We start from the raw sequence: 11,315 nt of genomic DNA, 5'->3' as shown, positions 1-11,315 counted from the left end.
TCCTCACCGGTCCACCTCGCCGAACACGATGTCCAGCGTGCCGAGCACGCAGGACACGTCGGCCAGCATGTGGCCGCGGCACATCCAGTCCATCGCCTGGAGATGGGCGAAGCCCGGAGCGCGGATCTTGCAGCGGTAGGGCTTGTTGGTGCCGTCGGAGACGAGGTAGACGCCGAACTCGCCCTTGGGCGCCTCGACGGCCGCGTAGACCTCGCCCGCGGGCACGTGGAAGCCCTCGGTGTAGAGCTTGAAGTGGTGGATGAGCGCCTCCATCGAGCGCTTCATCTCGCGGCGGGGCGGGGGCGCGATCTTGCCGTCGGTCGCGGCGATCGGTCCTTGGCCGGGAGGCTCGCGCAGCTTGGCGCAGCACTGCTTCATGATCTTCGCGGATTCCCGCATCTCTTCCATGCGGATGACCTGGCGATCGTAGGTGTCGCCGTTCTTCCCCACGGGGATGTCGAACTCCATCTCCTCGTAGCACTCGTAGGGCTGGGATTTCCGCAGGTCCCACGGGATGCCGGAGCCGCGCACCATCACGCCCGAGAAGCCCCAGGCCATGGCCTCGTCCACGGTGACGATACCGATGTCGACGTTGCGCTGCTTGAAGATGCGGTTGGCCATGACGAGGTTGTCGAGGTCGTCGACCACCTGCAGGAAGGGGTCGCAGAACGCCTCGATGTCGTCGATCAGCGCGGGTGGCAGGTCCTGGTGGACGCCGCCGGGCCGGAAGTAATTCGCGTGGAGACGCGCCCCCGAGGCACGCTCGTAGAAGATCATCAGCTTCTCGCGCTCCTCGAAACCCCAGAGCGGAGGCGTGAGGGCGCCGACATCCATCGCCTGCGTGGTGACGTTGAGGAGATGGGACAGGATGCGGCCGATCTCGCAGAACAGGACGCGGATGAGCTGGGCGCGACGGGGCACTTCGAGCCCGAGCAACTTCTCGATCCCGAGGCAGAAGGCGTGCTCCTGGTTCATCGGCGAGACGTAGTCGAGCCGGTCGAAGTAGGGCGTCGCCTGCAGGTAGGTCTTGTGCTCGATCAGCTTCTCGGTGCCGCGGTGGAGCAGGCCGATATGCGGATCGACCCGCTCGACGATCTCGCCGTCGAGTTCCAGAACGAGGCGCAGCACGCCGTGCGCCGCCGGATGCTGGGGCCCGAAGTTGATCGCGAAGTTGCGGATGTTGTGCTCGGTCATGGCCTCGCTCCGCCGCTCAAGCCGACTTCTTCTCGTCGCCCGGGAGCACGTACTCGGTACCCTCCCACGGCGAGAGGAAGTCGAAGTTCCGGAATTCCTGGGTGAGCTTCACGGGCTCGTAGACCACGCGCGCCTCGTCCTGGTCGTAGCGGACCTCGACGAAGCCGGTGAGCGGAAAGTCCTTGCGCAGGGGGTGCCCCTCGAAACCGTAGTCGGTGAGCAGCCGGCGCAGGTCCGGGTGGCCCGAGAACAGGATGCCGTAGAGATCGTAGGTCTCGCGCTCGAACCAGTTCGCGGCCGGGAACACCTCGATCACCGAGGGGACGGGCGTCTGGTCGTCCGTCTGAACCTTCAGGCGAATGCGGGTGTTATGGCGCAGCGAGAGCAGGTGATAGACCACGTCGAAGCGCTTCTCGCGGGCGGGGTAGTCGGCCCCGCAGATGTCGATGAAGCAGCGGAAGGCGCAGGCCGGGTCGTCGCGCAGGTAGGTCAGCGCGTAGACGATGTCGCTGGCCTGGACCACGAGGGTCAACTCGCCGAACGCGATTGCGCGGGAGACGATCGCGGGCCCGAGTGCGCCAGCGATGTGGTCGCCGAGGCGATCGAGGGCATCGGCGCCGGAAGCCGGCTTGGTGTGCGCGAGGATGCTGATGCCGTTGGTCATGCGGTGCGTCCTTCCTCAGCGCTCGATCGTGCCGGTGCGGCGGATCTTCTTCTGGAGAAGGAGCACGCCGTAGAGCAGCGCCTCGGCGGTGGGCGGGCAACCCGGAACGTAGATGTCCACCGGCACCACACGGTCGCAGCCGCGTACCACCGAGTAGGAATAGTGGTAGTAGCCGCCACCGTTGGCGCAGGAGCCCATGGAGATCACGTAGCGCGGCTCCGGCATCTGGTCGTAGACCTTGCGGAGCGCCGGGGCCATCTTGTTGGTGAGCGTGCCGGCGACGATCATCACGTCCGACTGGCGCGGGCTCCCGCGCGGCGCGAAGCCGAAGCGCTCGCAATCGTAACGCGGCATCGACATCTGCATCATCTCGACGGCGCAGCAGGCGAGGCCGAAGGTCATCCACATCAGCGAGCCGGTGCGGGCCCAGTTGATGAGGTCGTCCGTGGAGGTGACGAGGAAGCCGCGATCCGCGAGTTCGCTGTTGATCGACAGGAAGGTCGGGTCGTTGGCGCCCACAGGCAGGCCCGTATTGGGATCGATGATCCCCTTGGGGGCCGGTGCGATCGCCGGGGCGCGGGAGAGGTCGGGGCTGAAGGCCATCGGTTTCTCGGGATCAGGCTTCGGACGGTCGGACTTCGAGGATTGCGCGATTCGGGGGCGCTAGTCCCATTCGAGGGCGCCCTTGCGCCACTCGTAGACGAAGCCGACGGTCAGAACGCCGAGGAAGGCCATCATCGACCACATGCCGAACCAGCCGAGCTCCCCGAAGGTGATTGCCCAGGGAAACAGGAATGCGACTTCGAGATCGAAGATGATGAACAGGATCGCCACGAGATAGAAGCGGACGTCGAACTTCATGCGCGCGTCATCGAACGCATTGAAACCGCACTCGTAGGCCGACAACTTCTCAGGATCGGGGCTGTTATAGGCGACAAGGAACGGTGCCACGAGGAGCGCCACGGCGATGAACATCGACACGCCGATGAAGACGATGAGCGGCAGGTAATCTGCCATCAGGCCGGTCATGCTGGACCTCTCGTGTTCGCGGGCATGCGGGGCGCTCCGGGCAGGGCCGGACACATGGAATTGCTCCAATGCCAGACTGCACGGGCGCGAGGCTTAGACGAGCCCCCGAGGTGAAACAAGGGCGTCGTGCGTCGCACAATTCCAGGCATGCGGCTCAGGTAGTTCTCCTCTCGTTCCGCACAACACGACCGATCCGCGCAGGGAAAACGGCGGCCGGGTTCTTGAAGGACCGAGCGGCTGCCTGACTGGTATACCAGACCGCGCGAACCAGGGATATCGGGGACATCTGGGACGAAGTGTCAGGCGGGGCTGGCGGACCTCGAACCTCGGGAACCATAACCTTGGCCGCCTGTTTCGTTCATGTCCCACTCAGGCCGGATCGCGTTAGGTCGGCGCAACAATTCGACCTCACAGGAGACGCTTCGTGCGCATTGCTCAGATTGCTCCGCTCTCGGAGGCGGTACCCCCGAAGTTCTACGGCGGCACCGAGCGCGTGGTGTCCTGGATCACGGAAGAGCTGGTCCGCCAGGGCCACGACGTGACGCTGTTCGCGAGCGGTGATTCAGTGACTTCGGCCAAGCTGGCGGCCTGCACGCCGGAAGGTCTGCGACTCCTCGGCTACCGGGATCACACCGCGAGCCATCTCGCCATGCTGCACCACGTGCACAAGCGGGCGCACGAGTTCGATATCCTGCACTTCCACATCGACCTGCTTCAATATCCGATGTTCGAGGATCTGAACCACAAGTGCCTCACGACGATGCACGGTCGTCTCGACGTGCCGGATTTCATGCCGGTCTACCGGACCTTCACGGGCATGCCCCTGGTGTCGATCTCGGACAATCAGCGTGATCCGATGCCCGAGAATGTCAACTGGCTCTCGACCATCCATCACGGATTGCCGGCCCAGAACTGCCCGTTCTACCCGGAGGCCAAAGATCTAGACGGTAAGGGCGGCTACCTCGCGTTCCTCGGCCGCATCTCGCCGGAGAAGCGCCCCGACCGCGCCATCGAGATGGCGATCCGCTCGGGCGTGAAGCTCAAGATCGCCGCCAAGGTCGACAAGGCGGACCAGGATTACTGGGACGAGGTCATCGAGCCGATGATCCACCATCCCCTCGTCGAGTTCATCGGCGAGATCAACGAGGAACAGAAGAAGGACTTCCTCGGCAACGCCCTGGCGCTGGCCTTCCCGATCGACTGGCCGGAGCCTTTCGGCCTCGTCATGATCGAGGCCATGTCGGCCGGCACGCCGGTGATCGCCTTCCGCAACGGCTCCGTGCCGGAAGTCATCGCCGACGGCGTTTCGGGCGTCCTCTGCGACTCGATGGACGATGCCGTGGCGGCGGTCCACAAGGTCAAGACCATGAGCCGGGCCGGGGTGCGCAAGCACTTCGAGTCCCAGTTCACCGCCGAGTGCATGGTGCGCAAGTACGTCGCCGCCTACGAGCGGCTGCTCGCCGGCTCCGCCGACATCATCAAGCTGCCGCACGCGGGCGCGTTCTCCTCGCATTACGGCGAGTTGAACGGCTCGTCGCTGCCGTCGATCTCCGTCGCGGCCATGCCGGCCTGACGGCCGGCACGCCGGGCCTTCCGGCATCGCTCTTGCTCGGTGCCGGTACAGGCTGGCGCCGCAAGATTGCCGCACTACCTCTGCCTTTGAGGGCCGCCGCGCCGCAATTTTGCGACCGGCGGCCCTTTTCGATTCGACCCCCATCTCCGGAGACGCGCAGGCATGGCAGCGGACACTCTCAAGGCGACCTCCGAGACCGCGCCCGAGGCGCGGATTCCCCATGGCTTCCAGGACGCCGACGAAGTTCTGCCGCAGTATCATATCGAGGCGCAGACCTCGCTCGTGGAGCGCCCGCTGCGCTCGCTGAAGTACGGCGAGGCCTTCGCGGTCCTCGACAGTTACGGCGACATCGGCGTTCTGCCCGGGCCCGAGGGCCTCTACTTCCAGGACACCCGCTACCTCTCACGCATGCACGTCACCATCGAGGACCAGCGCCCGCTGCTGCTCTCCTCGGTGATGCAGGACGACAACGGCGCGCTGAGCGTCGACATGACGACGCCCGACATCCGCATCGACGCCCATGACGAGACCACGATTCCGCGCGAGCTGATCGCGATCGAGCGCACCAAGTTCCTGTTCCGGGGCGCCTGCTACGACCGGATCGGCCTGCGCAACTACGATTCGCGTCACTGGCACCTGAAGGTCGCCGTCACCTTCGACGCGGATTTCCGCGATCTCTTCGAGGTGCGCGGCATGGACCGTCCGGTGCGCGGCAAGCGCAGCGTGCAGGTGGCCAGCGAATCCGAGGTCCAGTTCCGCTATGTCGGCCTCGACGAGGTCGTGCGCACCACCAGCCTGCATTTTGGCCCGACGCCCAAGCACATCGAGCCCGGCCGGGCCGAGTTCGTCGTCTCCCTGCCGCCGGGCGGGCGCGCCTCGCTGTTCCTGCGGGTGGTGTTCGAATCGCACCGCGCCTTCACCAGCGCGCCGGCCGCCGAGCGCGTCGGCGAGGATGCGGCCGCCGGCCTGTCCCACGCGGCCGGCAGCACGGCCTCCGCGCGTCATCCGAAGGGCCTCGCCGAAGGCGTGATCTTCGCCCGCGCCTACCGCGATTCGCGCCGTGACCTGCGCCAGCTCACCGCCGGCATCACCACGATCATCTCGTCGAACGACCAGTTCAACGAGGCCGCCTGCCGGGCGACCGCCGACCTCTACATGCTGGCGAGCCGCACGCCGGAGGGCATCTACCCCTTCGCCGGCATCCCCTGGTACTCCACGGTCTTCGGGCGCGACGGCATCATCACCGCGATGATGGCCCTGTGGATCGACCCGAACTTCGGCAAGGGCGTCCTGCGCTACCTCGCCTCGACCCAGGCGAAGGCCGTCGATCCGGCCGCCGACGCGCAGCCCGGCAAGGTGCTGCACGAGACGCGGCGCGGCGAGATGGCGATGCTCGGCGAGGTCCCGTTCCGGCACTATTACGGCACCATCGACGGCACGCCGCTCTTCGTCATGCTGGCCTGGGAATACTATTCCGTCACCGGCGACCGGGACACCATCGCGGCGATCTGGCCGGCCCTGGAGCTCGCCCTGGAGTGGATGAACCGCTACGGCGACCGCGACGGCGACGGGTTCGTGGAATACGCCCGCGATACCGACAAGGGCCTGGAGAACCAGGGTTGGAAGGACAGCCACGACTCGATCTTCCATGCCGACGGCAACCTCGCCAAGGGGCCGATCGCCCTCTGCGAGGTGCAGGGCTACGTCTACGCGGCCAAGAACGGGGCCGCCAAGCTCGCCGCCCTGCTCGGCCACGACGACCTCGCCCACCGCCTCGGCCAGGAGGCCCGCGCCCTGCGCGAGCGCTTCGACGAGGCCTTCTGGTGCGAGGAGATCGGCACCTACGCGCTGGCGCTGGACGGCGAGAAGCGGCAATGTGCCGTGCGCTCGTCCAATGCGGGCCACGCGCTGTTCACCGGCATCGCCCTGCCGGAGCGGGCGGCGCGTGTGGCGGCCAACCTCCTGTCGAAGGACGGCTTCAACGGTTGGGGCGTGCGCACGATCGCCCGGGGCGAGGCCCGCTACAACCCGATGTCCTACCACAACGGGTCCATCTGGCCGCACGACAACGCGCTGATCGCCCTGGGGCTCGCCCGCTACGACCTCAAGCCGGAGGCCGCGCGCATCTTCCAAGGCATGTTCGACACGGCCCTCTACCAGGAACAGAAGCGCTTGCCGGAGCTGTTCTGCGGCTTCATGCGGCGCCACCAGCGCGGACCCGTCTCCTACCCGGTGGCCTGCTCGCCACAGGCCTGGGCGGCTGCCGCCCCCTTCGCGTTCCTGGCGGCTTGCCTCGGCCTGGAGATCGACCACGACCGCAACCGGGTCCGCTTCCGCAACCCAATCCTCCCGTCCTTCCTCGACGGGGTCTCGATCTTCAACCTGAAGCTCGGCACCTCACGGGTGGACCTGCGCCTGCAGCGCTACGGCGAGGACGTCACGGTCAACGTCCTGCGCCGGACCGGAGACGCGCAGATCTCGCTGCTGAAGTGAGGACGACGCCTCGAGCCGGGGTCCGGGCGAGGCCTGAGATCCCGGCGGCGAGGCCACGCCTCTCCCCTCCCCCACCGGGGAGGGGCCAGAGGGTCAGGAGGGGTGCCGCCGCGTCCCCACCCAGCTCGACAAACGAAAAACGCCGCCCTCCCGAAGGAGGACGGCGCGTGGCGTCGAATGCGACCTCGGAGAGCGCCGCGTCAGCGCGGCGCCAGGATCATGATCATCTGGCGGCCTTCGAGCATCGGCTCGCTCTCGACCTTGGCGATCTCCTGGGTCTCGTTCTTGACCCGCTCCAGCAGGCGCAGGCCGATATCCTGGTGGGCCATCTCGCGGCCGCGGAAGCGCAGAGTCACCTTGACCTTGTCGCCCTCCTCGAAGAACCGGATCACGGCCTTCATCTTCGTGTCGTAGTCGTGCTTGTCGATACCGGGCCGGAGCTTGATCTCCTTGACCTCGACCGTCTTCTGCTTCTTGCGCGCTTCGTTCTGCTTCTTCTGCTCGTTGAAGCGGAAGCGGCCGTAATCGAGGAGCTTGCAGACGGGAGGGACGGAGTTCGGCGCGATCTCCACGAGATCGAGGCCGGCTTCCTCGGCCATCGCGATGGCGTCGAAGAAGGCGACGACGCCACGGTTCTGCCCGGTATCGTCGATGAGCTGCACTTCGCGAACGCCACGGATATCCCGGTTGGCGCGCGGCCCGTCCTTCTGCGGGGCCGGCATAGCTCTCATTGGTCTACGAATGGCTTTGATCTCCTGATGAAACGACGAAATGGCAGCCCACGAATCCCAACCTCACTCGAGGTTGATCCTGGCCACCCGCCGCGCACGAAATTCGGTGCGACACCTTGACTGAACTCTCGCCCAAGTCAACACGGCCGATGGGCTTTGGTTCAAACGCCGCGGCACTTCTCCGGCTCAGGAGCGGAGCGCCCGGCTGGCGATGAGGTCGGCGTAGACGGCCAGCGTCTCCCCGACCATGCCCTCAAGGGAAAAATGCGCCTCCACATGCGCGCGCCCCCGCCGGGTCATGGCATCGCGGGCGCTGGCGCCGAGGCTAAGGGCCTCCGCGAGGGCGTCCGCCAGGGCGGCGGCATCCCCGGGCGGCACGCGCCAACCCGTCCGTTGGGCGGCCGGCACCTCGGGCGGGGCCAGGACGGTCTCCGGCACGGCGCCGAGATCCGAGACCACGACGGGCGTCCCGAGCGCCTGGGCCTCCACCGCCGATCGCCCGAAGGCCTCGGGCTCCACCGAAGGCACCGCCACCACCGAGGCCGCGCGGAACGCCGCCGGCATGTCGGTGCAATGCCCGACCCGGTGCACGATGCCGGACAAGCCGCGCGCGGCGATGAGGGCGTCGAGCTCGCGCTCGTAGGCCACCCGGCCCTGCGGATCCCCGGCCAGCACCACGGCCACGTCGGACAGCCCCCGGTCGCGCATCAGGGCCGCCGCCTCGATGAGCACCCGCTGGCCCTTCCATCCGGTGAGCCGGGCGGCCAGCAGCACCACGCGCTCATGGGGCGCCACGCCCCAGGCCCGGCGCAGCGCCTCGACCCGGGCCGGGGGGACCGCCCCGGGGGTGAACAGGGCGAGGTCGGTGCCGCGATGGATCACCCGGACCCGGTCGCCCGCCTGCTCGGCGTGCAGGCTGCGGATCAGGTCCGCCGTATAGTGCGAGTTCGCGATGACCACGTCGCCGCGCGCCATCACGGAATTGTAAAGGACCTTCACGCCGGTACGGCCGGAATAGCTGCCGTGATAGGTGGTGACGAAGGGCAGCTTCAGGCGCCGTGCCGCGCCCAGCGCCACCCAGGCGGGGGCCCGCGACCGGGCATGGACGATCTGCACGCCCTCGCGGCGGCACAGGCGCGCGAGGCGCCCGACGTTCAGCGCCATGGCGAGCGGGTTCTTCGAGGCCGCCGGGAAGGGCAGCCAGATGCCGCCCTTGGCCTGAAGCTCGCCGACGAGGCGTCCGCCCTCCGTCGCGACCAGAGCCCGGGCCCCGGCGGCGGCCAGGGCGGCGGCGACGTCCACGGTGGTGCGCTCGGCCCCGCCCGCGTCCAGTTCGGGGATGATCTGCAGGATGGTGGCGCCGGAGAGCGGGACCCGATCGCTCGGGAAGCCGCCGCGAACGTCGCCGCTCACGAGATCGACCTCGGGACGACGGGGTGCGGGAAGATGGGGTTCGGGCTGCCGTCCCGAGCGTCGCGGTGTCCGTCTGGGTGGTCGGTCATGGCCGTGAGCTTGAACGCCGCGCTTTACGGCCGGGTAAACGAAATGCGAAGCCGTTGCTTCAAGTTCGATGCAACGCGGCGCAAGGGTTAAGGAATGGCTGAGGTCCCGAACGAGGCCCCCGAGTTCGTCACGGTGGGCGACGGTCCGAAGGCCCGGCGGATCGCGGTGCGGCGACGGGCCGGGGACGGGCCACCCCTGGTCTGGCTCGGAGGCTTCCGCTCCGATATGGGCGCCACCAAGGCAATGACCCTGGACGACTGGGCGGCGCGCCACGGACGGGCGCTCGTGCGGTTCGATTATACCGGCCACGGCGAATCGGAGGGGGTGTTCGCGCAGGCCACGATCTCGACCTGGCTCGCGGACGCCCGCGCGGTCATCGCCGCCCATGCGTCCGAGCGCCCGATCCTGGTCGGGTCTTCGATGGGTGGGTGGATCGCCTGCCTGTTGGCCCGGGCGCTCGCGCGCGACGGGCTGCCGGCGCCGTCCGGCCTCGTGCTGATCGCCCCGGCCCTCGACTTCACCGACACCCTGATGTGGACGCGCTTCACGCCGGAGATCCGGGAAACAATCGAGCGCACGGGGGCCTGGATGCGGCCGAGCCAGTACGACCCGAACCCCGTCCCCATCACCCGCGACCTCATCGCGGACGGGCGGACGCACAACCTGCTCGGAGCGCCCTTCGATCCCGGCTGCCCGGTGCATATCCTCCAGGGCATGGACGACCCGGATGTGCCCTACACGCACGCCCTGAAAGTGGTGGAGTGCCTGCCGGCGGCCGGGACGATCCTCACCCTGATCGCCGATGGGGACCACCGCCTCTCGCGGCCGCAGGATCTGGCGCGGCTGCTCGGGGCGGTGGCGGAGATCTAAGCAGGTGCGCCTTGGCAAGCCAACGCTTCACCCTGCTGAGCTCTCTGATGCGTCGCAGATTTCAGGCGCAAAACCGGCAACCGCTTTTGCGAAACCGGCCTAGTGAAGGCTGACCGTGTGGAGGTCGTTGGCGGCCGCGTTGGCCACGATGGCGTCCCGGGAATCCGCGAGCAGGATCGGTGCGCCGCTGGCGGACAGGAGGGCGAACAGATCGAGACCCGGGCTGAGATCGGGGGCCTGGGGAAAGATGCGCTTCACCTCGTCCGAGCTGATCGGCCGCACGTAGGCGATGTGCCCCTCGCCGAGGGCCGCGAGATCGGCCACGTTGAATTCCGCCGGATCGAGATCGGCCTGCGTGATCGGGTTGATGCTGAAGTCGGTCATGAACTGCCCTCCTTAGTGGCAGAGCGGTACGCCGAAACCTGTTTCCGGCGGTTTCGAGAAAGCCCGTGAAAGCCCGGCAATTCAGGCCTCGTCGCGGGACGCGATGGCGATCTTGCGGACGATCCGGTCCGGCTCCGGCCGGGTCAGATCGATGGAGAGCAAGCCGTTCGAGAGGTCGGCGCCCATCACCTCCATGCCGTCCGCGAGCAGGAAGGCCCGCTGGAACTGGCGCGCGGCGATGCCGCGATGGAGGAACTGACGCGACTTGTCGTCGATCTGCCGTCCACGCACGACGAGTTGGCTCTCCTCCAGCATCACGTCGAGCTGGTCACGGGTGAACCCGGCCACCGCGAGGGTGATGCGGAGGCGCTCGGGCTCGTTCTCCGTGCGCGCCAGCCGCTCGATGTTATAGGGTGGATATCCGTCGTTGGCGGCCTTCGACACGCGATCGAGGGCCTGCTCGATCTCGTCGAAGCCGAGAAGAAACGGGTGTCCAAACGGAGAGGGCCGAGTCGTCACGAACGCATGTCCTTCCAGCGAAGCCCGAAACGAGAGCGAGGCACTTCAGCAAGGCACTGTGGTGATCGGGGCCCGCCTGCGCAGCACCCCTGCCGGAGGCTTCCCACCGGTCACCGCGATATGGAGGCGGGAACCGACCGCATCAAGGGTTCGCGGCGGCGGGTCCCCGCCGGCCCGAGCGAACCCCCTGCCGGACCGGGATTATTCGGCAATCTTGTTCGGGAGATTTTGCCAGAGGCGAAGCTTAGCCGGACAGGGGCTCTCAGTAACAGTTTGGAATTCCTCTGATATTCGGCACTGACCTTGATCTGCGCAGGCCACCTCGGATATGCCCAGCGCGCATGATGCGTCGCGG

The 11,315-nt window shown here is 67.5% G+C and carries 11 protein-coding genes; 3 read left to right on the top strand and 8 right to left on the bottom strand.

What is annotated here, in order from left to right:
• Positions 1-3 precede the first annotated feature (3 nt).
• From K2X24_RS17020 to K2X24_RS17005, 4 genes are read right to left on the bottom strand one after another with little or no spacing between them, the layout of a single operon-like run.
• Complete coding sequence (locus K2X24_RS17020; RefSeq protein ID WP_292499519.1) at positions 4-1,194, bottom strand: NADH-quinone oxidoreductase subunit D; 1,191 nt, start codon at positions 1,192-1,194, stop codon at positions 4-6.
• Positions 1,195-1,210: 16 nt separating this feature from the next.
• Entirely contained in the window at positions 1,211-1,858 is a 648-nt protein-coding gene (locus K2X24_RS17015) for an NADH-quinone oxidoreductase subunit C (protein ID WP_292499518.1), read from the bottom strand.
• A 15-nt stretch (positions 1,859-1,873) separates the two neighbouring features.
• Complete coding sequence (locus tag K2X24_RS17010; RefSeq protein ID WP_238280751.1) at positions 1,874-2,461, bottom strand: NADH-quinone oxidoreductase subunit B family protein; 588 nt, start codon at positions 2,459-2,461, stop codon at positions 1,874-1,876.
• A 60-nt stretch (positions 2,462-2,521) separates the two neighbouring features.
• Positions 2,522-2,887, bottom strand: a complete 366-nt coding sequence (locus K2X24_RS17005; RefSeq protein WP_238280752.1) for an NADH-quinone oxidoreductase subunit A — start codon at positions 2,885-2,887, stop codon at positions 2,522-2,524.
• 424 nt (positions 2,888-3,311) lie between these two features.
• Between K2X24_RS17005 and K2X24_RS17000 the strand changes: the two genes are divergently transcribed.
• Complete coding sequence (locus tag K2X24_RS17000) at positions 3,312-4,460, top strand: glycosyltransferase family 4 protein (protein ID WP_292499517.1); 1,149 nt, start codon at positions 3,312-3,314, stop codon at positions 4,458-4,460.
• Positions 4,461-4,622: 162 nt separating this feature from the next.
• Positions 4,623-6,953, top strand: a complete 2,331-nt coding sequence (locus K2X24_RS16995) for a glycogen debranching N-terminal domain-containing protein (protein ID WP_292499516.1) — start codon at positions 4,623-4,625, stop codon at positions 6,951-6,953.
• A 200-nt stretch (positions 6,954-7,153) separates the two neighbouring features.
• On the opposite strand, the gene infC is transcribed toward K2X24_RS16995, so the two are convergent.
• The gene (infC, locus tag K2X24_RS16990; RefSeq protein ID WP_238280755.1) at positions 7,154-7,675 is read right to left on the bottom strand and encodes a translation initiation factor IF-3; all 522 of its coding nucleotides are present in this window, start codon (positions 7,673-7,675) and stop codon (positions 7,154-7,156) included.
• Positions 7,676-7,870: 195 nt separating this feature from the next.
• Entirely contained in the window at positions 7,871-9,097 is a 1,227-nt protein-coding gene (locus K2X24_RS16985; protein ID WP_292499515.1) for a glycosyltransferase family 4 protein, read from the bottom strand.
• Between the two features lie 183 nt (positions 9,098-9,280).
• On the opposite strand from K2X24_RS16985, the gene K2X24_RS16980 reads away from it, so the two are divergent.
• On the top strand, positions 9,281-10,057 hold the full coding sequence (locus K2X24_RS16980; protein ID WP_292499514.1) for an alpha/beta hydrolase: 777 nt from the start codon (positions 9,281-9,283) through the stop codon (positions 10,055-10,057).
• A gap of 99 nt (positions 10,058-10,156) precedes the next feature.
• Here the strand turns inward: K2X24_RS16980 and K2X24_RS16975 are convergent, their stop codons facing one another.
• The gene (locus tag K2X24_RS16975) at positions 10,157-10,441 is read right to left on the bottom strand and encodes a DUF1150 domain-containing protein (RefSeq protein WP_238280758.1); all 285 of its coding nucleotides are present in this window, start codon (positions 10,439-10,441) and stop codon (positions 10,157-10,159) included.
• 81 nt (positions 10,442-10,522) lie between these two features.
• Entirely contained in the window at positions 10,523-10,960 is a 438-nt protein-coding gene (locus K2X24_RS16970) for an Hsp20 family protein (protein ID WP_243913663.1), read from the bottom strand.
• Positions 10,961-11,315 lie beyond the last annotated feature (355 nt).

Origin of the sequence: Methylobacterium sp. (assembly GCF_019750675.1) — a bacterium.
GTDB lineage: Bacteria > Pseudomonadota > Alphaproteobacteria > Rhizobiales > Beijerinckiaceae > Methylobacterium.
This window is presented reverse-complemented; position numbering and strand designations above follow the sequence as displayed.